Genomic DNA, 21,692 nt, shown 5'->3' on the forward strand with positions numbered 1-21,692 from the left:
CCCGTCGGGATGAGGGACGTACAAGGGCGTACGGAGCCGGCCCGACGACGAGAGCGGCGCGTCGAGTGCTGCCGTTATGGGGGGAGTTGGGGACGGCGGGGTCCGGCCCGCGGGGGCCGGGCCCGGTCAGACGCCGAGGGCGGGGAGGACCACGGCGTCGACGTAATCGGCGAGGAAGGCGCGGTTCGGGGGCCGGTCCTCGATGAGCTGCTGGGCGGCGAAGGCGCCGAGCAGCATGTGGGGTACGTAGCGGAGCGCGGGGCGTCCCGCGGGGATCTCGCCGCGTTCGACGGCGCGGGCGAGCATCGCGTCCATCCCGGAGATGTCCGGGTTGACGATCAGGTCGCGCAGCGCCTGGTGGAGGTCGGGATTGTCGTACGCGGCCCGTGCGAGGCCCCGCAGCAGCGCGCAGTCGCGTTCCATCTCGCAGTCGTCCGCGCGGGAGACCATGGCGTGCAGGTCGCCGCGGAGGCTGCCGGTGTCGATGTCGGCGACCCGGACGGGCTTGTGGTGGTGGAGCGCCTGGGCGACCAGTTCGGGCTTGCCCTGCCACTGGCGGTAGAGGGTGGCCTTGCTGGCGTGGGTGCGGGTGGCGACGGCGTCCATGGTCAGGGCGTCGTAGCCGACCTCGCGGAGCAGGTCGAGCACGGCCGCGTAGAGCTCTGCCTCGCGCTCGGGGGTCAGCCGGCTGCGGCCCATGACGGCACACCTCCTCATAGTGAACGAAACCGTTTCGTACAGCTCGGCTCGACCGTACTCCCCGCCCCAGCGAAACGGAAACGTTTCGATGGTGGTCTGCGTCACGGGAACACCTGCCCGGCCGAGTTGCCGCCGTCCGCCCGCGCCGAAAGCATGGGGGCGTGAGTGACGGCGCGTATCTCCGGTTCCCGCATCTCCACGGCGAGATGCTGTGTTTCGCCGCCGAGGACGACCTCTGGGTGGCACCGCTGACCACCGACGGCGGCAGTGCGCCGCGGGCCTGGCGACTGACGGTCGACCGCACCCGCGTCAGCCACCCGCGGTTCTCCCCGGACGGCCGGCACATCGCCTTCACCACCTGGCGCAGCCTCGACCCGGAGATCCACCTCGCCCCGGTGGAGGGCGGCCCGGCCCGCCGCCTCACCTATTGGGGGAGCACCGACGCCCGCGTCTGCGGCTGGACCCCGGACGGCCACATCCTGGCCGTCTCCTCGCACGGCCAGCCCTTCTCGTACTACTCCTGGGCCTACAGCGTCCCCGCCGACGGCAGCCCCGGCGGCCGGCTGCCCTGGGGGCCGGTCTCCGACCTCGCGGTCGCCGACTTCGCCGCGGACGGGCACCGGATGGACGGCGACGGCCACCCGTACGGGAACGTCGGGGACGGCGGCCCCGAAAGCGGCGGCCACGACGACTCCTGTGAGCGCAAGACGCTGCTGCTGACCGGCAAGCCGCCGCACGAGCCCGCCTCCTGGAAGCGCTACCGCGGCGGCGCGATGGGCCGGATGTGGCTGCACGGCACCCGGCTCGTGCCGGACCTGCGCGGCCACCTGGACGCGGTGATGTTCGTCGGCGACCGGATCGCGTTCCTCTCCGACCACGAGGGCATCGCCAACGTCTACTCCTGCAAGCCGGACAGCACGGACCTGCGCCGCCACACCGACCACGCCGACTTCTACGCCCGGCACGCCGCCACCGACGGCTCCCGCATCGTCTACCAGTGCGGCGGCGACCTGTGGCTGGTCGACGACCTGAGCCCCGGCGGCAGGCCGCGCCGCCTCCGGGTGCGCCTGGGCGGCCCGCGCGCCGGACGCCGTACGTACCAGATCCCCGCCGGATCGCACATCACCTCCCTCGCCGTGGACACCACCGGCCGGGCCAGCGCCGTCGGCGTACGCGGCAGCCTGTACTGGCTCACCCACCGCGACGGCCCGGCCCGCACCATCCACGACGAGCCGGGGGTACGCGTCCGGCTGCCCGAGATGCTCGGCTCCACCGGCCGGATCGCCTACGTCACCTCCGCCGAGGGCGACGACGCCGTCGAGATCGCCGACCTGCCCAAGGCCGGCATCCCGCGCGAGCCGCGCCGCCTCGCGGCCGGGCGCCTCGGCCGCGTCCACGAGCTGGTCGCCGCGCCGGACGGCGAACGGCTGGCGGTGGCCGCGCACGACGGGCGGCTGCTGCTCGTCGACGTCCCGGCGGACGGCGACGGCGAGGGCGAGGTCGCCGAGCTGATCAGGTCCGACAACGGCCCCGTCCGCGACCTGGCGTTCTCCCCCGACTCCGGCTGGCTGACCTGGTCCCACCCCGGTATCGGCCGGGCGCTGCGGCAGATCAAGATGGCCCGGCTCACCGGCAACGGCGCCGGGAACGGCGAACCGGCCGCCCGCGGCGTCGTGGACGTCACCGACGGCCGCTTCGAGGACGAGCAGCCGGTCTTCACCCGCGACGGCCGCTACCTCGCGTTCCTGTCCTGGCGCGGCTTCGACCCGGTCTACGACGTGCACACCGGCGACCTGTCCTTCCCGCTCGGCTGCCGCCCCTACCTCGTACCGCTGTCCTCCGCGACGCCCTCCCCCTTCCAGCTGTCCGCCGACGGGCGGCCCGCGGCGGGCGGCCTGGACCCGGCGGAGGCGCCGGTGACGGCCGAGGGCACGGCGCTGGTGGAGGTGGAGGGCCTGGCGAGCCGGGTGACGCCGTTCCCGGTGTCGGCGTCCAAGTACTCGGCGCTGCGCCCGGTCGCGGGCGGCGGGCTGGTCTGGCTGCGCTGGCCGATCTCCGGCGCGCTCGGCGAGACCTTCGCCAACCCCGACAACACCTCGGGCCAGCCGACGCTGGAACACTTCGACCTGGTCAAGGCCAAGCGCACCGAACTGACCGCCGTCGTCGACTCGTACGCGCTCAGCGGCGACGGCTCCCGGCTGGTCGTCAACGACGAGGGCGACCTGCGGGCGGTGCCCGCCACCGAGCCGCCGGACGCCGACTCGACCGTCCACCTGGACCCGCGGCGCATCCTGCACGAGGTGGACCCGCCCGCCGAGTGGCGCCAGGCGTACGACGAGGCGGGCCGGATCATCCGCGCGTACTTCTGGGACCCCGGGCTGTGCGGCGTCGACTGGGACGCGGTGCTGGAGCAGTACCGGCCGCTGGTCGAACGGGTCGCCGCGCCCGACGAGTTCGCCGACCTGATGCGCGAGGTGCTGGGCGAGCTGGGCACCTCGCACGCGTACGTCACGGCGGGCAAGCGCAACGAGGGGCCGCCGCACTACCAGCGCGCGATCGGCCTGCTCGGCGCCAACTTCGTCTTCAAGGACGGCTACTGGGTGGTGCGGCGCATCCTGCCCGGCGACTCCTCCGACTCCCGGGCCCGCTCGCCGCTCGCCGGTACGGGCATCCGCGAGGGCGCCGCGCTGACGCACGTGGACGGCCGCCGGGTCGAACCGGCGGCGGGCCCCTACCCGCTGCTGGCCGCGGCCGGCGGCACCACCGTGGAGCTGACCTTCTCCCAACCCGTCGCCCACCACCACCCTTCAGTGGAAGGCCCTGCGGGCCCTTTCAATTGGGAGAGCGGCGGCCCGTCCCGGCGCGTGGCGGTGGTCCCGCTGGTCGACGAGCGGCCGCTGCGCTACCAGGACTGGGTGACCAAGCGCCGCGCCGTCGTCCGCGAGCTGAGCGACGGCCGGTGCGGCTATCTGCACATCCCCGACATGGGCGGCTCCGGCTGGGCGCAGTTCAACCGCGACCTGCGCATGGAGGTCTCGCGGCCCGCGCTGATCGTGGACGTACGGGGCAACGCGGGCGGCAACATCTCCGAGCTGGTCGTCGAGAAGCTGACCCGCACCATCGTCGGCTGGGACCTGACGCGCGACGCCCAGCCCGTCAGCTACGCGAGCAACGCGCCGCGCGGCCCGGTCGTCGCCGTCGCCGACGAGATGACGTCCTCCGACGGCGACATGATCACCGCGGCGTTCAAGCTCCAGGGCATCGGCCCGGTGGTGGGCCTGCGCACCTGGGGCGGCGTCGTCGGCATGACCGGCAGGCACCGGCTCGGGGACGGCACCTTCATCACGGTGCCGATGAACGCCGCGTGGTTCGAGGCGTACGGCTGGGGCGTGGAGAACCACGGCGTGGAGCCGGACATCGAGGCGCCGCGCTCGCCGCTGGACTGGGCGGAGGGCCGCCACCCGCAGCTCGGTGTCGCCGTCCGTACCGCGCTGGACCTGCTGGAACGCCACCCCGCCGGAACGCCGCCGGACCTGTCGGACGTACCGGACCGGCGGCGCCCCGAACTGCCGCCGCGGAGCGGCTGAGCACCCACCGCACACCGACAGGAGCACCTGCATGGGAACGCACATACGCACAGCGTCACTGGCCGCCACCGCAGCGTTGACGGGCGCGCTCGCCACGGCCGCACCCGCCCACGCCGCGGAACCACCCGCACCCGCCGCCCGTGACGGCGGGACGTACCTGCTCTTCGACAAGAACCAGCGCGACCCGTCCGCCTCCCGCCTCCGCCTGGTGCAGACCGGTACGGGCCGGGTGCTGGCCGACTACCGCTCCGGCTCCGGGCAGGGCGGTACGGCGGGCCGTGACGAGTGCGCGAGGAGCCAGGGCTGGCTGCCGGACGGCACGTACCAGGTGCTCTCGCACACCACGCGCAAGAAGGGCGGGCGCGACGGCATCAACGGGTACGCGATCCGCGTCGCGGACAAGGTGTGCCGGGACGGCCGTACCCAGCGCACCGCCCTGTTCCTGCACAGCGAGATGCGGCCGGACGGCACCCAGGCCGCCGCGCTGCCGGGCCGCGACAACCCGTACCGCTGGGACGGCGACGTCGACTACCGCTCGCTGGGCTGCGTGAAACTGGCCCCGGCGGACATCAAGCACCTGTTCGCGGAGGCGCAGCAGCACGGCTGGCCGACGTCGCTGAAGGTCGTCAAGTAGCGGGCGGCGGACGTGGGGTGTACCCGGTCGGTACGGGTACACCCCACGGACGCTCGCGGCGTACGGAACCGCTCTCAGCGGTTCGTCCGCACCTTCTCGTCCGCCTCGCCGCCCGCGCCCACCAGGCCCACACGCAGCCCGTCCAGCCGGTCCCCGAAGCGGCGCATCTCGCGCTGTCCCACCGTCCCGATGACGGACGGCAGATACCCGCGGAACGACTGCATGCCGCGCAGCCACCACTGCCCGTACACGTGCGAGGAGCGGCGCTCGATGCCCGCCACGATCCGGTCGACGGCCGGGCTCAGCGGGTACGTCTTGTTCGACGGCCAGGGCAGCCGCTGGCGCAGTTCGCGCATCACGTCGTCCTGGTCGGCACCGCGCACCATGTCCGTGTCGGTCCAGCTCAGGTAGCCGACGCCGACGCGTACGCCCTTGTAGCCGACCTCGGCGCGCAGACTGTGCGCGAACGCCTCGACGCCGGACTTGGAGGCGCAGTACGCGGTCATCATCGGCGCCGGGGTGATGGCGGCGAGCGAGGCTATCTGGAGGAAGTAGCCGCGCGACTCCATCAGGACGGGCAGGAAGGCGCGGGCGGTGACGGCGCCGCCGATGAGGTTGACCTCGATGACCCGCCGCCAGGAGACCGGGTCGGACTCGACGAACGGGCCGCCGGTGGCCACCCCGGCGTTGGCGATCACGATGTCCACCTTGCCGAAGCGCGCCTTGACCTCGCGCGCCACCTGGGCCATCGCCTCGTGGTCGGTGACGTCGGCGTGCCAGTGCGCCGCCTCGCCGTGCAACGCGGCGGCCACCCTGGCCAGTTCCTCCGGCTCCAGGCCGACGAGCGCGAGCGTGGCGCCGCGCGCGGACAGTTTGCGGGCGAGGAGTTCGCCGACCCCGCGGGCCGCGCCGGTGACGACGGCGACCTGTCCCTCCAGACTCCTGCGTGCGCTCATGCGGTCTTCTCCTTCGCCTCGGCGGTCGCCGTGTCCGCCGCTGTCTTCCCGTCGCTGCGCAGGTGGTCCCTGACCAGGTCCCGGATGCGGCCCGCGACCGCGTCCGGCTCCTCGATGGGTGTCATGTGCCCGGCCCCGGGCAGTTCGGTCAGCCCCAGGAACCGGGGCAGTACGGAGGCCAGCCGCCGGGAGTGCACGATCGGGGTCAGCCGGTCGGCGGTGCCCGCGACGACGGCGGTCGGCACGTCCAACCGCGCCGCGCCGCCCGTCAGTTCGAGGTCGGCGAGGACCTTGCCCCACCTCGACCGGACGCCCACCGGGCAGGCGTGCACGATACGCGCACACGCCTCCACCTGCTCAGGAGTGGCGGCCGGGCCCATCGTGGCGTACTTCAGGACGCGCTTGGCGAGCGCGGTGACCGGCCCGAGCGGCGCCCGCGAGCCGAGGACGGCCCGGTGCGCGACGCGCCGCCCGCCCGGCGAGCGCAGCGGGATCACCATGGCCTCCGCCGACAGGCTGGCGCTGCCGGTGCTGCACAGCAGGACGGCGGCGGCCCGTTCCCGGAACTCCGCGCGTTCGGCGGACGCCATCATCGTCATGCCGCCCATGGAGTGCCCGGCCAGCACGGCCCGCTCCCCCGGCTCCAGCGCGGCGCCGAGGACGGCCGTCAGGTCGTCGGCGAGTGCGGTGGTGCTGTAGCCGCGCGGGCCCGTCGCCGGGGTGCGGCCGTGCCCCCGCTGGTCGTAGAGCACCACCTTGTGGTCGGCGGCCAGGTTCCGTACGACCGGGGCCCAGAAGGCGGTCGAGCAGGTCCAGCCGTGCGACAGGACGACGGCGGGCAGGCCCGGGTCGTCCGGTCCGTGGATCTCCACATGCAGGCGGGATCCGTCGGCGGAGGTCGCGGTCAGTTCGCGGCGCGGCGCGGGCGGCGCGTACCGCCCGCTGGTCATGGGCGTCACCGTCATCACGCCACCGCCTTCGCGGCCGCGCCGGTGGCGCGTTCCGCGGCGCGCTGTGCCGGGATGCGCAGCACTTCGTACTCGGCGAGGTCCACCTGCCGCGTCATCTTCCGGAACTCGGCCGTCGTACCGGGCCAGGCCGTGGTGTTGCGGCCGTTGGAGTCCAGGTACCAGCTGTCGCAGCCGCCGGTGGTCCACACCGTGCGCTCCATGCGCTTCTGGATGCCGCGGGTCCAGGCGTGCACGGCCGAGGGCCGGGCGTTCAGCGCGATCTTCCCGCCCAGTACGTCCAGCTGCCGCAGGTAGTCCACGAGGTAGTTCAGCTGCGATTCGATCATCAGGATCATCGAGCTGTTGCCCAGGCCCGTGTTGGGGCCGATGATCGTCAGGAAGTTGGGGAAGCCGGCCGCGCTGGCGCCGCGCAGCGACTCCATGCCGTCCTTCCACTCCTCGGCGAGCGTGGTGCCGTTGGCGCCGGTGACGCGGTGGGCGATCGGCATGTCGGTGACGTGGAAGCCCGTACCGAAGACGATCGCGTCCGCCTCCGTCTCCGTACCGTCCGAGGCGACCAGCACGTTGCCCCGGACCTCCTTGAGCCCGCCCGTCACGACGTCGACGTTCGGCTGGGTGAGCGCCGGGTAGTACGTGTTCGACAGCAGGATCCGCTTGCAGCCGATCCGGTAGTCCGGTGTCAGCTTGGCCTGGAGCACCGGGTCCTTGACGGCCCGCTTCATGTGCCCCTTGGCGAGTCCTTCGATCAGGCCCAGCTCGTTCGGGCGCTTGGTGAAGGCGCTGACCTGCAATTCCCGTATGCCCCAGAGCAGTCCGCGGCGGGCGACGCGGGTCGCCGGGACCTTGGCGTGCAGCCAGCGCTCCAGGCCGCTGATCTTGCGGTCGGCGCGCGGCAGCACCCAGGCGGGGGTGCGCTGGAAGAGGGTGAGGCGGTCGACCGTCGGCTGGACGGCCGGCACGATCTGGATCGCCGAGGCGCCGGTGCCGATCATCGCGACGCGCTTGCCGCGCAGGTCGTAGTCGTGGTCCCAGCGCGCGGAGTGGAACACCTTGCCCGGGAACGTGTCCAGCCCCGGTATGTCCGGCACCTTCGGGTCCGACAGCGGCCCGGTCGCCGACACGACCACGTCGGCCGTCAGGGAGCCCTTCGCCGTCTCCACCTCCCAGTACAGCTCCTCGCCGTTCCACCGCAGGCTGCGCACCTCCGAGTCGAAGCGGAGGTGCGGCCGCAGCCCGAAGGTGTCGGTGACGTGCTCCAGGTACGCGCGGATGTGCGGCTGCCCGGAGAAGTTGCGCGGCCACTCGGGGTTGGGCGCGAAGGAGAACGAGTACAGGTGCGAGGGTACGTCGCACGCGCATCCCGGATAGCTGTTGTCACGCCAGGTGCCGCCCACCGAGCCGGCCCGCTCCAGGACCACGAAGTCGGTGATGCCCTGGCGTCGCAGCCGCACGGCCGCCCCCAGACCACCGAACCCCGATCCGATCACCGCCACCCGTACGTGCTCGTGTTCGCGCTCGGCCATGCCGCCGCCTCCCGAGTTGACCGTCAGAACGTCAAGCCTTGAACGTCAAACCTTGGCTCTAATCGCGCCAGCAATCACTGGCACGATTGGAGGGTAGGACACGTACGTACCGAGCGGTAGGGGGTAGGCGGCGGGAAGTTACCGCAGGTTGCACCTCGGCCGGGGCCCGGTGGGGCGACATAGGGTGAACCCGTGGCAGAGAACAGGAACGGCGCACCCGCCCCGGACGAAGCGGACCCGGACACCGCCGACGACCCCCGGCCGGACGACACGACCCCGCACCCCGCCGACGCCGGTCCCCGCGAGTTCCGCATGGCCGACCTCGCCGGGGAAGCCGGAATCACCGTCCGCACCCTCCGCTTCTACCGCGAGCGCAAACTCATCCCGCCGCCACGCCGCGAGGGCCGCATCGCCTGGTACAACGAGCACCACCTCGCCCGCCTCCGCACCATCGCCGGCCTGCTCGAACGCGGCCACACCCTCGGCGGCATCGCCGAACTGCTCTCCGCCTTCGACACCGGCCGCGACGTCGGCGAACTCCTCGGCCTGGAAGACACCCTCGCCGCCCCCTGGTCCGAGGAAACCCTCGTACGCCTCACCCCCGAAGAACTCGCCGACCACTTCAAGGACGACGTCACCCCGGAGAACCTCTCCGCCTCCCTCGACATCGGCTACCTGGCCGTGGACGGCGACGAGTTCGTCCACATCAGCCGCCGCCTGCTCGACGCCTCCACCGAACTCGTCGCCAACGGCGTCCCGCTCTCCGCCGTCCTCCGGGCCGGCCGCGAGGTCCGCGCCCACGCCGACGCCCTCGCCGACCTGTTCATCTCGGTCATCCGCACCCACGTCCTGAGCGACGTCCTCGACCGCGCCGCCGCCGGCACCCCCATCGCCCCCGCCGAGATCGCCCACATCACCCGGACCGTCGAAAAACTCCGCCCCATCTCCAAGGGCATCGTCGACGCGGAACTCTCCATGGCGATGGACCGCAGGGTCCGTACGGAACTGGAGGCGTGGCACCGGGAACGAGGCGGACCGGACTGCGGGCAGAACCGCGAACAGGGCCCCGGGGGCCCCGAGCAGGACAACCCCTAGGGCTCAAGTACGTGCGGATGGCAACAACAACCGGCCAACATTGCCCATTTCCGGCAGTGACACCGGCAGCGCGCAAAGGGGATGATCCTGCCATCGGTAGATCAACTACGGAGGCACACGCCCAATGAGACCGACCCGCGCTGCCCTGCTCGTCGCGGCCACCGCCCTGGCACCGGCCCTCCTCTTCGCCACCCCGGCCTTCGCCACCGCCCCGACGACCGCCCCGACGACCGCGGCAGCCACGTCCGGGACGCAGGCCGGCGAGACGCCGATCGACGAGATGTCGACAGAAGACCTCCGTTTCGCGATCCTCCGCATCCTCGGGGGCAAGGACGTCGGCAAGGGAGTCCAGCGCGAAGCCGGCCGGGCCCTCGACGACGGCACGCCGGAAGCCATGCGGACCTTCCTGAAGACCGGCTACCGCCTCGCCCGCGCCGAAGACGACCGCTTCGCCATCGCCCGCATCCTCGCGGGCAAGGACGTCGGCGAGGGCGTCCGGCGCGAAGCCGGCCGGGCCCTCGACGGCACCCCCGAAGACGCCCGCGCCTTCCTCGAAACCGGCTACCGCCTCGCCCGCGCCGAAGACGACAGCGTCGCCATCTTCCGCATCCTCGGGGGCAAGGACGTCGGCGAGGGGGTCCGGCGCGAAGCCGTCCGAGCCCTCACCAACGGCACGCCGGAAGCCCTGCGGACCTTCCTCGAAACCGGCTACCGCCTCGCCCGCGCCGAGGACGACCGCGTCGCCATCTTCCGCATCCTGGCCAAGCCGAACATCAGCAAAGCCCTCCGTGCGGCCGCCGAAAAAGCCGTACAGGGTACGCCGGAGGAAATGCGCCACTTCCTTGAGGTCGGGCAGTACCAGGTCCGTTGACCTGAGACGGAGTCACACCGGCCAGGCGTCCCCTGACGGCTCTCGCCGCAACATCGCATGACCGCACGACCGCACGACCGAGCCCCTGCCCGGCGAGCATTTCACCGGGCAGGGGCTCGGCTCGTTCACTCCCGGGTCCGCCTACGAGACCAGCCCCCGAAGCAATCCAGCCACCAGGCCATCAGACCAACCAGCCATCAGACCATCCAGCCGTCAGACCTCAGCCACCGATCGGGCCGGGGTTGTTGTTGTCCGCGTCCTGGCACTGCTTGATCCGCTTCTCGATCGCCCGCGCCTTGGCTCGCTCCTTGCCGGCCGCCTTGTGCTGCCCTCGGGCGTCCAGCTTGGCCGCCTTCGACTTGTGCGCCCTGACCTGCTCACTCATCTGCCCGATGTGGCAGGTGACCTTGCCCCGGGCCGACACGGCGCCCTCGGCGGCCTGCGCGGGAACAGCCGAAAACAGGACACCGCCCGCAATGGCAGCGGAAACGGCAAGTGTGGTGAAACGTCGACGCATGAAGCTCCCCGTTCAAGTAACGGGCCGCACTGGCCCGTTGAGATGTGGCCGATAACAGTCGATCACTGTAGCCGAAGTGATCAACGGCTTCGGGCGTCCCCCAAGTCACCGTATGTCGTGCGGAAGCCCGCACATTTCGCCCGGCTCATCCAGCCACACCTGTTCGCCGTCCTCAGCGACGGTCAGACCGAACCGCTCATAACCGGGCCGGCCGTTCCCCACCCACCATCGGTACGCGGCCTCCACCTCGTCCCAGAGCCGACGCACCCCGTACTGCCAGACCCGGGCCGTCCCGCCATCGCGAAACTGCACACACGCCCACGACCGGTCCCGCAGCCCGTAGAACCACACCGGCCGGGCCCCCTCACGCTTCTCCGCCGCCACTTGCAGACAGTCCGGCACCCGCAGCCCAAAAACGAACCGCTGAGGCCCGAACGCCCCTCCCAGAAACTCCGCCTCCATGACGTCCGTAGAGGTCTCCCGCCCCTCGGCCACACTCCCCCGTACGTACTCACCGTGCACCACCATCGGAAGACGCTGCGCCCGCAGTTTCATGAACTCCACCGGCCCGGTGAACCGCCCTGAAGCGCTCTGCCCGTCCTCCGCCACCACCAGGCGAACCACCGCATCGGCATTGCTGAAATGCGTCCCCCAAGGGGCCACGAGAATTCCCCCGGCACGGCACTGCTCGACCCACGCCCGCGGAAAGCGCCGGAGTCCGCAGGTCGCGATGATCCGGTCGTACGGGGCCCCTTCCGGATACCCCCGGAAGCCGTCGCCGTGAATGACACGAGCCGAACTGCCGAACGCCTCCAAGGCCGTACGAGCCCGGTCGGCCACCTCCTTGTCCACCTCCACCGTGACCACTCGGCCGCCCCCGGCCCGGTGGGCCAGCAGCGCAGCATTCCACCCCGTAGCCGTACCGACTTCCAACACCCGTACCCCGGGGCGCACATCCAGGTCCCGAAGCATCCGGAACACCACCGACGGCATGGACGCGGAACTGGTAGGCACCGCCCCCGGCTCCGTACCAGCGTGATCACCGTCGTCCCACTGCGTGACCACCGGACAGTCGGAATCGGCGTACGCCTGCCACCGCTCCGGCTCCTCCGCCCGCGATACGGGGACGCTGCGCCCGGCCTCCATATCCCACGGCCACATGAGCGACGGCAGAAATGCCGCCCGGGGTACGGCCGCGAACGCATCCGCCCAGTCGGCGGTCATCGCTCCACCTGCCCTGAGGGCACGCTCCAGCCCGCCAAGGCCGGGGCCTGCCTGGCGTACGTATTCCACGCCTACGCGTCCCTCGGCGGGTTGGGAACGCCGGGGCCGCCGTCGGGCGTGGGCGGCTGGTGCGGGCCGGGGTAGGGCTCGCCAGGGAGCTTGTCGCCTCCGTGGCTACGGGAAATCGTCTTCATCGTGTGGATACCTCCTGAGGGCCAACAGTCAGCTGCGCTTCCACCTCGGCGTAATCCTGGAAGTGCCAGCGATAGTGCCTGTACCCCGTGTACTCGGCGTGCTCACGCATCCACACCTCCACCGGATGAGGAGTCAGTCATGCGTCGGATTTCGCGCCGCACTCCTGTTCCTCACCCGAGACGCAAACAGCCTCGCAAGTGGGCTCTGCCGACGCGTCCTGCGCAATCGTGAAGGGCACGAACCGGAAGATACGGCGGTCATTGCCCGCACTCCCCGACCTGGTGCTTGCGCATCAGCGCGTTGGCGTCGGACACGCCGCTGTAATCACCGGTCGAGCGGCGGTTCTCCCTGCGCGTGGACATCCCGAGACACGTCTTGCAGCCCGGACGGGGGCGTGGCTCGGATTCTTGCCGCAACGGTCGCTCCACCGGCTGCTCATGCGAGGCCCTGGGGATCGTCATGTAACCAGTCAACTCAAGCGGATCCGGGTGAACTTGCACATGGCTTGCACAAAGAAGTGTGCGGGTACCCGTAGGGCTTGCGACCATGACCGGATAAAGCACCTCCTCGGGTAGGGCTGATCACATGGGCACGATCGCGGAACTGGCACCGGGCGCGAACCTCGCAGCGCTCCGCAAGGCGCGCGGTATGTCGCAGACGCAGTTGGCCTCGCGGGCGAGCGTCTCCGTATCACTTCTGTCGAAAATCGAGGTGGGGGACAGGGCCCTGACACCTGCCGTGGCGGCGGCCCTGGGCAAGCCGATGGGGCTCAGCATGGCCGAGGTGCTGGGCCGGGCCTCCGTCTCCCAGGGGGATGAGCGGCGGCTGGCGGAGCTGCGGTCGGCGATCCGGGACTACGACCTGCCCGGGTGCCGGGAGGTTCACGAGGCCGGGATGGTCGCGGCTCTGGAAACCGTCCGGCGGCACCGGGACGCGGCGGAGGTGGACCGCCTGCTGGCCCTGCTCCCCAAGCTGCTCAGGAGCGCCACCACCTACGCCCACGCCGCCAACACGGCGGACGCGTGGATGGCGCTGTCCGAGGTCTACAGCAGCGTGTACTGGCTGGCCGCCCGGCACCGCTGGATGGACATGGCGGAGCTGGCCGTGACGCGGCAGCGGTGGGCCGTCGAACAGAAGCCCAATGCGCTGGGGGTGGCCATCGCCGCCCGTGACCGGGCCGGGGCGTATCTCAACGGCGGTGACTTCGAGGGCGGCCTCACCATCGTCGACCGCGCCATCGCGCAGGCTCAGGCCGGCCTGTCGGGGCAGGACCGGGCCTTCGCCGTAGGCGTGCTGAACCTTCGTGGCATGACCCTTGCCGGTCGCCTGAACGACAAGGAGGAAGGCAAACGGGAGGCGGAACGGCACATCGCGTCCGCGTGTGAGGCCGCCGAATGGTTCGACAGCCGGGACCGGCACCGGCACAACATGATCTTCGGCCCGCGGAACACCACCACACACGTCCTCGCCACCCGCCTCGACCTGGGCCGCCCGCACGAAGCCCTGACCGTGGCGGAGAACCTCGACACGGCCCTGGCGGGCCTGCCCGCCACCCGTGTCGGCCCGGCCAGGATGAACCTCGCCCGCGCCCAGTTGGACGTGGGTGACCGTGACGGCGCCCTGGAGAGCCTGGGCGCCGCGTGGGACGCGGCTCCGCAGATGGCACGTATCCATCCCATGGCGCGGGAGGTGTTCCGCGTGCTGTCGTCCCTGCACCGGCGCAGCAAGCCGGAGCTGCTGCGCCTGTCCAGGCTCTCGGGAATCAGCCTCTAGTGACCGAGCATGTACGGGATATGGAGGCAATGTGTCCTGGCACACCATGACTCTGCCCTTGGACCTCGCTTGGTCCAAGTCCACCTACAGCAGCCCAGGTGGCGGCAGCTGCCTGGAGTGGTCCCCCTCGACAGCCGAAGCGACCGGCACCGTCCCGATCCGCGACAGCAAGGCCCCGGAGGGCCCCGTACTCGCCCTCTCCCTCAGCGCCTTCGCGGACTTCATCGCGGGTGTCAAGAGCGGGGCGTTCTCCGGCTGAGCATCGGCGCCCGGCCCTCTCGGCTCAGCCGTCAGCCGTCAGCCCTGATCGTAGACAACCGTCACCGGCGCGTGGTCCGACCACCGGGTGTCGTAGGACGCGGCGCGTTCGACGAAGCCCTTGACCGCGCGGGCGGCGAGGGCGGGGGTGGCGGCGTGGTAGTCGATGCGCCAGCCGGCGTCGTTGTCGAAGGCGCGGCCGCGGTAGGACCACCAGGAGTACGGGCCTTCGGTGTCCGGGTGGAGGGCGCGGACGACGTCCACGTAGCCGCCGTCGTGCTCGTCGAGGACGCGGGTGAGCCAGGCGCGCTCTTCGGGGAGGAAGCCGGCCTTCTTCTGGTTGGCCTTCCAGTTCTTCAGGTCGGCCTCCTGGTGGGCGATGTTCCAGTCGCCGCACACCAGGACCTCGCGGCCGGACGCGGCGGCCCGCTCGCGCAGCGCGGCGAGGTACGGGAGGAACTCGGCCATGAAGCGTTCCTTCTCGTCCTGCCGGTCGGTGCCCACGTCACCGGAGGGGAGATAGAGGCTGGCCACCGTCACGCCGGGCAGGTCGATCTCGGCGTAGCGGCCGCTGGTGTCGAATTCGGCGGATCCGAAGCCGATCTGTACGCGCTCGGGCTCGCGGCGCGAGTAGAGGGAGACCCCGGCCCGGCCCTTGGCGGCGGCGGGGGCGTGCATGGTGTGCCAGCCGTCGGGCTCGCGGGCCTCGGCGGGCAGCTGGCCGGGCTCGGCGCGTACTTCCTGGAGGCAGATCACGTCGGCGTCCGTCTCCGCCAGCCACGGCAGGAAGCCCTTCTTGGCCGCGGCGCGCAGGCCGTTGACGTTGACGGTTGTCACAGTTAGCACTTTTTGCTCCCTCATCGCGCTGGCGGCAGCGCAGCCTACGCGATGAGGGGAGACGGAAACGATTCGGCGCTACCCGCGCCAGGGCCCGGCGCGGTGCGCGCGCAAGTGCCCGGCGCGGTGAGCGCCGGGCACCACGGTGGGCCGCCCCGGTCAGTGGCAGATCGAGGAGGCCGGAGTCGCGTACAGGTCGCGATAGCAGGTCGGCAGCCGGTCGGTGCCGGTCTTGTTGACCGCGGAGATCACGTACTTTCCGTTGCGGTCGCCGAGCAGCTGGTACGGCTTGTAACCCCATCCGATGGTGCCGGGGTAGTCCTGCTCGCCGCGGCCGTCGCCGTTCCCGCTGTCGTCGTTCGGCTGGCTGCCGAAGGTGACCGGCGGCGCGGGGTCCGCCGGGGCCGCCACGGCAGCTCCGGTCAGACCGGTTGCGGACAGCGAGAGTACGGCGGCGGCGGTGGCCAGCACGGGACGCAGACGCATGGCATTCTCCTTCGGTTCGGCGTCAGTGGCGCAGCAGCCGTTCCCCGTCGGCGGCCCGTATCGTCCGATCCCGTGCCGACACACCCCCATCGGGTGCTTTGGCTCCGCCAGACCGCCGTACGCGAGAGGAGGGCGGGGGCGGGGTCCGGTAGAGGGGAACCGGCCCGCCACCTGGCGCTCTCGCCCTGGCGGCCGGACATCCGTACGATTCGGCGGATGGAGATCCGTCCCGTCCCCTATGACCACGCCGACGCCGTCACCCTGGACCGGCTGGTGCAGGGCGAGTACGCGCAGCGCTACGGCGAGGGCGATGTCACTCCCCTCGATCCGGCGATGTTCCGGCCGCCGCACGGTGTGTACCTGCTCGCCTACGAGGACGGGCGCCCGCTGGCCACCGGCGGCTGGCGGGCGCAGGACACCAACCCCGAGGGGTACGCGGACGGGGACGCCGAGATCAAGCGGATGTTCGTGGTGGCGGAGGCCCGCGGTCGCGGGCTGGCCCGGCGCATCCTCGCGGCGCTGGAGGCGGACGCGCGCGCGGCGGGCCGTACCCGGATGGTGCTGGAGACCGGCACCAAGCAGCCGGAGGCGCTGGCGCTGTACGCGTCGTGCGGCTACCGGATGGTGTCGAAGTTCGGGCTGTACCGGACGTACGAGGAGAGCCGCTGCATGGCGAAGCCGCTGGTGGAGGGGTCGGTGGAGGGGGCGATGCAGGGGTCGGTGGAAGGATCGGCGGAGGGGTCGGCGGAGGGCCTGCGGGACGGGGGCCGCCCGGTGCCGGGGAGCCGGCGGGCCGGGGACACCCGGGTCTGAGACCACCCGGCCCCGGAGCCCCCTCGGCAGGAGCTCGCGTTGACACGGATCATCGCCGCTCCCCATACTCATTCCACTAATGAACTAGTGGAAGGGGGGATTCGGGTGAGCGACCCGAGCCCATGGGCGATCGAGGCGTACGGCCTCGGAAAGAAGTACCGGCGCGACTGGGCCCTGCGGGACTGTTCCTTCCGGCTCCCGGCGGGTCACGTCTGCGCGCTGGTCGGCCCGAACGGCGCGGGCAAGAGCACGTTCCTGGGCGCCGCCACCCGGCTGGTACGGCCGACGGCCGGCACGCTGCGGCTGTTCGGCGTGCCGGTGAGCGACCCGGCCGTACTGGAACACGTCGCCTTCCTCGCCCAGGACAAGCCGCTGTACCCGCGCTTCACGGTCGCCGAGACGCTGCGGATGGGGCGGGAGCTGAACCCGCACTGGGACGCGGCGGTCGCCGAGCGGATCGTCCGCGCCGGGCGGATTCCCCTCGACGCCCGGGTCGCCACGCTCTCCGGCGGCCAGCGCACCCGGGTCGCGCTCGCCCTCGCCTTCGGCAAGCGGCCGAAGCTGCTGCTGCTCGACGAGCCGATGTCGGACCTGGACCCGCTCGCCCGGCACGAGCTGTCGGGCCTGCTGATGGCGGAGGCCGCCGAGCACGGCACCACCGTGCTGATGTCCTCGCATCTGCTCTCCGAGATGGCGGACATGTGCGACTACCTGCTGGTGCTCGCGGACGGGCAGCTGCGGATGGCCGGGCAGACCGACGAGCTGGTGCCCGCGCACCTGCTCGTGTCCGGGCTGGCGGAGCAGGCCGACGGTACGGCCAGTGGTACGGCCGGTGGTACGGCCGGCAGCGGCGTGCCCGCCGGACTCGCCGAGCACCACACCGTCGTGGAGTCCCGTGTCACCGGGCGCCAGTTCACCGCCCTGATCCGCCCCGGCGGCCCGCTCCCCGACTCCTGGGAGACACACGAACCGAGCATGGAGGAAGTCTTGCTGGCCTACTTGCGCTCCCCGGGAGCACCGCCGCTGATCGCCGAGGAGGCGCGGGTGGAGTCGAAGCCCGGTACGGGGGCCCGTACGGCATCCGGTACCGACGGCGGTCGGGGGGCCGCGGCATGAGCGCCCTCACCCGTACCCCCGGCAGCGCCGGCAAGGACGCCGCCACCCGCCGCGGCGTCCTGCACGGCATGACCTGGCTGGTCTGGCGCCGCCACCGGGGCACCTTCCTCCTGGGCTTCGCGATCACGGCCCTGGCCTGCGCGGTCTTCGCGTACCAGCGCATGGGCGTGCTGGACTTCCTCGAAGCGCATCCGCACACCATGGGCCGCTCGTCGAGTGCGGACGGCGAACTGCTGATGCGGTTCCAGGACGCCTTCCACTCGACCTTCAGCGGGGACGTGGGGTTCCTGAAGTTCGTGCCCGTCGTCCTCGGCGTGTTCGTCGGCGTCCCGCTGATCGCCTCCGAGCAGGAGCAGGGCACCATCCGGCTGGCCACCACCCAGTCCGTCTCCCGCGTCCGCTGGATCGCGGCGAAGCTGGGCGTGCCGCTGCTGCTGGTGTTCGTGTGCACCTCGCTGATGTCGGCGGCGTTCACGTGGCTGTGGGAGCCGGCCCACGAGCTGGCCGAGTTCGGCGACTGGTACCACGACGGCCTGCTGGAGGTCACCGGCCCGTTCCCGGTCGCGCGCTCCCTGTTCCTGACGGTCGTCGGCATCGCCGTCGGGATGCTCCTGCGCCGCGTCGTCGCCTCGATGGCGCTGCTCTTCGTCTTCGGCCTCGGTACCGGCGTGGTCTGGGCGGAGCGGGTGTGGCCGCTGCTGGCCCCCCTGCGCCGCAAGGTGTACCCGTACGACCAGGGGGACCCGCTCCTGCCCGGCGGCGCCGTACGGATGGACGACTGGAAGGCCACCGCGGACGGCAAGGTCTTCGGCATCGGAACCTGCACCGACGACCCCGATACGGCGTGCCGCGCGCAGCACGGCATCGTCAACCGGGCCACCGACTACTACGGCTACGACCAGATGGCGCACATGCAGTGGTTCGGTACCGGCATCCTGTTGGCGCTGGCCGTGGCGGTGACCGTGTTCATCGTCTGGTGGGCGCGGCGCAGGCCACTCTGAGCGGCACCGCTTTGACACTCCGTACGAGTGGGCCGATCATCAAGCCGAAACGGACGCCGGCGCACAAGTCGGCACAGGGGCCGGGGACGGTGCGGGGGCAGTGGCCCGCACGGGCGGCGGGGAGGTGGTGAACGCGGTGGAGTTCCGTATCGACCGGCGCAGCGGCGTCGCCACCTACCTCCAGATCGTCCAGCAGGTCCGGCAGGCCCTGCGGCTGGGCGTCCTCGTCGAGGGCGACCGGCTGCCCACGGCCGCGCAGGTCGCGGCCTCGACGAAGGTCAACCCGAACACGACGCTGAAGGCGTACCGGGAGCTGGAGCGCGAGGGCCTGGTGGAACCGCGGCCCGGCCTGGGCACGTTCGTGAGCCGGTCGCTGGCCCGGCCCGAGTCCGCCGCCGACTCCGACGCGCTGCTGCGCGAGGAACTGCGGTCGTGGATGGAGAAGGCCCGGACGCAGGGCCTGAGCCGGGAGGACGTACAGGCGCTGCTGAACGCGGTGCTGGAGGAGCGGTATCCGGCGGGGTGAGCGGGCAGCCGCCCGCCCCGGGGGTGCGGCTCACCGCGGGTGTACGGGGCTTCAGCGGCTCTCCGCGATCACTTCCTCCACGTGCCTGCGGACCTCGGCGGCCGGGTAGCGGACGACCTCCTCGCCGATACCCGCCAGCGCCGCGTCGACCGGGCCCCTGGCCGGTTCCGAGACCTCGGCGACCAGGACGGTGCTGCCCGGCGGCACCTCCGCCGCCAGCATGTTGACGGCCGCGTTGTCCGCGCTGGCCCGGCGCGCGTCGTGCGCGCCGCCGAGCAGACCGCCGGCGCCGAAGCCGACCAGGACGCCCAGCGGCCCGCCCAGCAGTCCGACGAGCCCGCCCACCAGGCCGCCGACGGCGAAGCCGCGCGCGGTGCCGGTGTGGTCCTCGCTCTCGGGGAAGGTGACGTTGCCGTCGGCGTCCCGGACGATCACGATGGCCTCGCGCAGCGTGATCCGGTGTTCGGCGTCCTCGTGGCGCAGCGCGTCCAGGGCGCGCCGCGCCGCGCCCTCACCGGCGGCGGTGAGGTCCATGAAGAGCACGTTCTCATCCATCACGGCGGCTCCAGTGGTCTGCTCGTACAGCTCGTACAGCTCGTACAGGTCGGTCTACAACACGCCTGCTCCGGCTGCGGGCGTCTCACACCACTCTTCGCGCGACCGGTCCGGTACGCACGTCAGGGGCCGTCCAAGGGAGGGCGGCCGGAGGCGGTGCCCTCGGCGGCCGGGCTCAGCGCACCGCTCAGGTCCAGCGTCGCCCGTGCGCCGCCGCCCTCCGGGTTGGCGAACGTGAGCTTCCCGCCCAGCACCCGTGCCTGCCCGGAGGCGATGGTCAGCCCGAGGCCGAGTCCGTGGCCGTCCGAGCCGCCGCCCGTACGGAAGCGCTGCGGGCCGTGTGCCAGCAGCGCCTCCGGGAAGCCCGGTCCGCTGTCGCTCACGCGCAGGACCCCGCGCTCGACCTCGACGGCGACCGGCGCGGCGCCGTGCCGCAGCGCGTTGCCGACCAGGTTGACGAGGATCCGTTCGACCCGCCGCGGGTCGGTCTCCACCAGTCCGTCCGAGATCACCCGTACGTCCACGCCCGCCCGTACGTCCTCGCCCATCGCCGCCACCGTCCGCCGTGCCAGCTCGCCCAGCGGCCGCAGTTCCGTGTCGGCCTCCTCGGTACGCGCGTCCAGCCGCGCCACCTCCAGCACGTCCTCCATCAGCGCCCGTACGCGCTGCGCCCGGTCCTGGACCAGCTCGGTGGGGCGCGAGGGCGGCAGCAGTCCGGCGGCCGCGACCAGGCCGGCGACGGGGGTGCGCAGTTCGTGGGCGATGTTCGCGGTGACGTCGCGCTCGGCCTGGAGGCGGGCGGCCAGCGCGTCGGCCATGGTGTTCACCGCGGTGGTCAGCTGGGCTATCTCGTCCTTGCCGCCGCGCGGCAGCCGCGCCGTCAGATCGCCCTCGGCGATCCGCTGGGCGGTGCCGGCCGAGGAGGTCAGCCGCCGTCCCAGCCGGTGCGCGACGAGCAGGCCCACGACGCAGCCCAGGGCGGTGCCCGCGATGCCGGACACCCACAGGACGCGGTCGAGGCTGCGCAGGGTCTCCCGCTCCCGTACGTACGGGCGCTTGAGCGCGATGATCTCGCCTTCCAGCTCGGTCGCGGCCCACAGGTGCGGATGGGGGCCGTCGGGTTCGAGGTAGACGCCGCGCTTGCCGTGGGCGACGGCGTCCTTCAGGGGGCCGGGGAGGTCCGGCGGGTCGACGATGGCCCGGCCGGTGTCGACGCCGGCCGCCCGGTCCTGCACCGTGCTCTGCAGCCGCCCGTCGATCGATTCGGCCGCCAGGTCGAACTGCGCGTCCACGGTCCGGTTGTGGACGAGCACCCCGATGAGGACCGCGACCACGGCGGCCGTGGCGGCAATCGCCATGCCGATCTTCGCGCGCAACCCCATGGCGGCCTAGAACTCCGGGGTGTGCAGGCTGACCCTGCCCAGTTCGGCGGCCTTCTGCGGCGGCAGGCGGTCGGAGACGAGCGTGGCGCGCGAGTAGAACGCCGGCCGGTCCTGCTTCTCCCGGCCGTCCCGCTGTTCCTGCTTGAACAGGCCGCTGAGCGTGACCTTGACCGCATACGGCTGTCTCTCGCATCCGGGGCGGCACCACATGCCGCTGAGCCCTCCGGTGGCTTCGGCGGTCGCGTCGCCCCAGGAGGTCCAGCGCAGGCCGGTCAGGCTGACCGTGTCGGTCAGGGCGAAGGAGGCCGGGCGCTGCAACGGGCGGCGCGCCGCGTCGGAGACGTAGACGGGGTCGGTGACCTCGGCCGGGCCGGCCGGCGGCGAGGGGGACACGGCGGGGCCCGCCACCCGCAGGCCGCGCGGATCCGAGCAGCCGGACAGCAGCAGCGCGGCCGCGGACGACGCGGCGACGCAGACGGTCGCGGTGAGTGAGCGCACGGGTCCCTCGGTCGGCATATGGGCTTTTACGACAAAGGTAGCCGTGTCGCCCCAGATTGCCCCCACGCTAAGCAGCCCGTTTCACGGCGGTCTCACGGCCGTGTAACAGCACTCCATCGTTGGCCGGTGACAGCGACCCACGGTTGGCCGCGTGCGGCCGGCTGTCCATGGGGCG

General features: G+C 72.1%; 21 protein-coding genes. 10 read left to right on the forward strand and 11 right to left on the reverse strand.

Features of this window, described 5'->3' with window-relative positions:
* Positions 1-126: 126 nt before the first annotated feature.
* A complete protein-coding gene (locus tag A6A06_RS38950) occupies positions 127-699 on the reverse strand; it encodes a TetR/AcrR family transcriptional regulator (RefSeq protein WP_073768738.1) in 573 nt (190 codons plus the stop codon).
* 206 nt (positions 700-905) lie between these two features.
* Here A6A06_RS38950 and A6A06_RS38955 point away from each other — a divergent pair, with 206 nt between their 5' ends.
* Together A6A06_RS38955 and A6A06_RS38960 are read left to right on the forward strand one after the other, a co-directional pair.
* On the forward strand, positions 906-4,286 hold the full coding sequence (locus tag A6A06_RS38955) for a S41 family peptidase (protein ID WP_242441181.1): 3,381 nt from the start codon (positions 906-908) through the stop codon (positions 4,284-4,286).
* A 31-nt stretch (positions 4,287-4,317) separates the two neighbouring features.
* Entirely contained in the window at positions 4,318-4,920 is a 603-nt protein-coding gene (locus tag A6A06_RS38960; protein WP_073768742.1) for a hypothetical protein, read from the forward strand.
* A 74-nt stretch (positions 4,921-4,994) separates the two neighbouring features.
* On the opposite strand, the gene A6A06_RS38965 is transcribed toward A6A06_RS38960, so the two are convergent.
* The 3 genes from A6A06_RS38965 to A6A06_RS38975 are packed head-to-tail and all read right to left on the reverse strand — an operon-like array spanning position 4,995 to position 8,370.
* A complete protein-coding gene (locus A6A06_RS38965) occupies positions 4,995-5,876 on the reverse strand; it encodes an SDR family oxidoreductase (protein ID WP_073768744.1) in 882 nt (293 codons plus the stop codon).
* Complete coding sequence (locus A6A06_RS38970) at positions 5,873-6,826, reverse strand: alpha/beta fold hydrolase (protein ID WP_443333828.1); 954 nt, start codon at positions 6,824-6,826, stop codon at positions 5,873-5,875. Before A6A06_RS38970 ends, A6A06_RS38965 begins: the two co-directional genes overlap by 4 nt.
* A 14-nt stretch (positions 6,827-6,840) precedes the next feature.
* Positions 6,841-8,370, reverse strand: a complete 1,530-nt coding sequence (locus A6A06_RS38975) for a flavin-containing monooxygenase (RefSeq protein WP_073768746.1) — start codon at positions 8,368-8,370, stop codon at positions 6,841-6,843.
* A gap of 312 nt (positions 8,371-8,682) precedes the next feature.
* Between A6A06_RS38975 and A6A06_RS38980 the strand changes: the two genes are divergently transcribed.
* Entirely contained in the window at positions 8,683-9,465 is a 783-nt protein-coding gene (locus A6A06_RS38980) for a MerR family transcriptional regulator (protein WP_073768871.1), read from the forward strand.
* Positions 9,466-9,589: 124 nt separating this feature from the next.
* Positions 9,590-10,336 carry an ALF repeat-containing protein gene (locus A6A06_RS38985; protein ID WP_073768748.1) on the forward strand — a complete coding sequence of 249 codons (747 nt, stop codon included), beginning with the start codon at positions 9,590-9,592 and terminating at the stop codon, positions 10,334-10,336.
* A 220-nt stretch (positions 10,337-10,556) separates the two neighbouring features.
* Here A6A06_RS38985 and A6A06_RS38990 read toward each other — a convergent pair whose 3' ends face one another.
* Positions 10,557-10,853 (reverse strand): hypothetical protein, encoded by a 297-nt coding sequence (locus tag A6A06_RS38990; RefSeq protein WP_073768750.1) that lies wholly within the window; start codon positions 10,851-10,853, stop codon positions 10,557-10,559.
* Between the two features lie 105 nt (positions 10,854-10,958).
* Positions 10,959-12,077: a methyltransferase domain-containing protein gene (locus A6A06_RS38995; RefSeq protein ID WP_079194647.1), complete on the reverse strand. Its 1,119-nt coding sequence runs from the start codon at positions 12,075-12,077 to the stop codon at positions 10,959-10,961.
* A gap of 780 nt (positions 12,078-12,857) precedes the next feature.
* Between A6A06_RS38995 and A6A06_RS39005 the strand changes: the two genes are divergently transcribed.
* Together A6A06_RS39005 and A6A06_RS39010 are read left to right on the forward strand one after the other, a co-directional pair.
* A complete protein-coding gene (locus A6A06_RS39005) occupies positions 12,858-14,045 on the forward strand; it encodes a helix-turn-helix domain-containing protein (protein WP_073768755.1) in 1,188 nt (395 codons plus the stop codon).
* A gap of 46 nt (positions 14,046-14,091) precedes the next feature.
* Complete coding sequence (locus tag A6A06_RS39010) at positions 14,092-14,304, forward strand: DUF397 domain-containing protein (RefSeq protein ID WP_073768873.1); 213 nt, start codon at positions 14,092-14,094, stop codon at positions 14,302-14,304.
* A 38-nt stretch (positions 14,305-14,342) separates the two neighbouring features.
* Here A6A06_RS39010 and A6A06_RS39015 read toward each other — a convergent pair whose 3' ends face one another.
* Both A6A06_RS39015 and A6A06_RS39020 read right to left on the reverse strand, forming a co-directional pair.
* Positions 14,343-15,149, reverse strand: coding sequence for an exodeoxyribonuclease III (locus A6A06_RS39015; protein ID WP_073768758.1), 807 nt, complete (start codon positions 15,147-15,149; stop codon positions 14,343-14,345).
* A 150-nt stretch (positions 15,150-15,299) separates the two neighbouring features.
* Positions 15,300-15,626, reverse strand: a complete 327-nt coding sequence (locus A6A06_RS39020; RefSeq protein WP_073768760.1) for a hypothetical protein — start codon at positions 15,624-15,626, stop codon at positions 15,300-15,302.
* 216 nt (positions 15,627-15,842) lie between these two features.
* Here A6A06_RS39020 and A6A06_RS39025 point away from each other — a divergent pair, with 216 nt between their 5' ends.
* From A6A06_RS39025 to A6A06_RS39040, 4 genes are all read left to right on the forward strand, one after another.
* Positions 15,843-16,439, forward strand: a complete 597-nt coding sequence (locus tag A6A06_RS39025; protein WP_073768762.1) for a GNAT family N-acetyltransferase — start codon at positions 15,843-15,845, stop codon at positions 16,437-16,439.
* Between the two features lie 105 nt (positions 16,440-16,544).
* Entirely contained in the window at positions 16,545-17,555 is a 1,011-nt protein-coding gene (locus A6A06_RS39030; protein ID WP_073768764.1) for an ABC transporter ATP-binding protein, read from the forward strand.
* The gene (locus A6A06_RS39035; RefSeq protein ID WP_073768766.1) at positions 17,552-18,556 is read left to right on the forward strand and encodes an ABC transporter permease subunit; all 1,005 of its coding nucleotides are present in this window, start codon (positions 17,552-17,554) and stop codon (positions 18,554-18,556) included. The genes A6A06_RS39030 and A6A06_RS39035 overlap by 4 nt, the downstream gene beginning before the upstream one ends.
* Before the next feature lie 124 nt (positions 18,557-18,680).
* The gene (locus A6A06_RS39040; protein WP_073768875.1) at positions 18,681-19,082 is read left to right on the forward strand and encodes a GntR family transcriptional regulator; all 402 of its coding nucleotides are present in this window, start codon (positions 18,681-18,683) and stop codon (positions 19,080-19,082) included.
* Between the two features lie 51 nt (positions 19,083-19,133).
* On the opposite strand, the gene A6A06_RS39045 is transcribed toward A6A06_RS39040, so the two are convergent.
* The 3 genes from A6A06_RS39045 to A6A06_RS39055 form a co-directional block, all read right to left on the reverse strand.
* On the reverse strand, positions 19,134-19,637 hold the full coding sequence (locus A6A06_RS39045) for a DUF1269 domain-containing protein (RefSeq protein ID WP_073768768.1): 504 nt from the start codon (positions 19,635-19,637) through the stop codon (positions 19,134-19,136).
* A gap of 122 nt (positions 19,638-19,759) precedes the next feature.
* A complete protein-coding gene (locus A6A06_RS39050) occupies positions 19,760-21,019 on the reverse strand; it encodes a sensor histidine kinase (protein WP_073768770.1) in 1,260 nt (419 codons plus the stop codon).
* A gap of 6 nt (positions 21,020-21,025) precedes the next feature.
* Complete coding sequence (locus A6A06_RS39055) at positions 21,026-21,517, reverse strand: hypothetical protein (protein WP_073768772.1); 492 nt, start codon at positions 21,515-21,517, stop codon at positions 21,026-21,028.
* Between the last annotated feature and the right edge of the window lie 175 nt (positions 21,518-21,692).

The sequence above is a fragment of the Streptomyces sp. CB02923 genome, from assembly GCF_001905005.1.
Classification (GTDB): Bacteria; Actinomycetota; Actinomycetes; order Streptomycetales; family Streptomycetaceae; genus Streptomyces.

Excerpts from the sequence above, each read along its gene's own strand:
- A6A06_RS38975 (WP_073768746.1), bottom strand. The coding sequence starts at position 8,370 with ATGGCCGAGCGCGAACACGAGCACGTACGGGTGGCGGTGATCGGATCG.
- A6A06_RS38980 (WP_073768871.1), top strand. The coding sequence starts at position 8,683 with ATGGCCGACCTCGCCGGGGAAGCCGGAATCACCGTCCGCACCCTCCGC.
- A6A06_RS38965 (WP_073768744.1), bottom strand. The coding sequence starts at position 5,876 with ATGAGCGCACGCAGGAGTCTGGAGGGACAGGTCGCCGTCGTCACCGGC.
- A6A06_RS38995 (WP_079194647.1), bottom strand. The coding sequence starts at position 12,077 with ATGACCGCCGACTGGGCGGATGCGTTCGCGGCCGTACCCCGGGCGGCA.
- A6A06_RS38970 (WP_443333828.1), bottom strand. The coding sequence starts at position 6,826 with ATGACCAGCGGGCGGTACGCGCCGCCCGCGCCGCGCCGCGAACTGACC.
- A6A06_RS39020 (WP_073768760.1), bottom strand. The coding sequence starts at position 15,626 with ATGCGTCTGCGTCCCGTGCTGGCCACCGCCGCCGCCGTACTCTCGCTG.
- A6A06_RS39025 (WP_073768762.1), top strand. The coding sequence starts at position 15,843 with ATGGAGATCCGTCCCGTCCCCTATGACCACGCCGACGCCGTCACCCTG.
- A6A06_RS39050 (WP_073768770.1), bottom strand. The coding sequence starts at position 21,019 with ATGGGGTTGCGCGCGAAGATCGGCATGGCGATTGCCGCCACGGCCGCC.
- A6A06_RS38955 (WP_242441181.1), top strand. The coding sequence starts at position 906 with ATGCTGTGTTTCGCCGCCGAGGACGACCTCTGGGTGGCACCGCTGACC.
- A6A06_RS38950 (WP_073768738.1), bottom strand. The coding sequence starts at position 699 with ATGGGCCGCAGCCGGCTGACCCCCGAGCGCGAGGCAGAGCTCTACGCG.
- A6A06_RS39010 (WP_073768873.1), top strand. The coding sequence starts at position 14,092 with ATGACTCTGCCCTTGGACCTCGCTTGGTCCAAGTCCACCTACAGCAGC.
- A6A06_RS38990 (WP_073768750.1), bottom strand. The coding sequence starts at position 10,853 with ATGCGTCGACGTTTCACCACACTTGCCGTTTCCGCTGCCATTGCGGGC.
- A6A06_RS38960 (WP_073768742.1), top strand. The coding sequence starts at position 4,318 with ATGGGAACGCACATACGCACAGCGTCACTGGCCGCCACCGCAGCGTTG.
- A6A06_RS38985 (WP_073768748.1), top strand. The coding sequence starts at position 9,590 with ATGAGACCGACCCGCGCTGCCCTGCTCGTCGCGGCCACCGCCCTGGCA.
- A6A06_RS39035 (WP_073768766.1), top strand. The coding sequence starts at position 17,552 with ATGAGCGCCCTCACCCGTACCCCCGGCAGCGCCGGCAAGGACGCCGCC.
- A6A06_RS39005 (WP_073768755.1), top strand. The coding sequence starts at position 12,858 with ATGGGCACGATCGCGGAACTGGCACCGGGCGCGAACCTCGCAGCGCTC.
- A6A06_RS39045 (WP_073768768.1), bottom strand. The coding sequence starts at position 19,637 with ATGGATGAGAACGTGCTCTTCATGGACCTCACCGCCGCCGGTGAGGGC.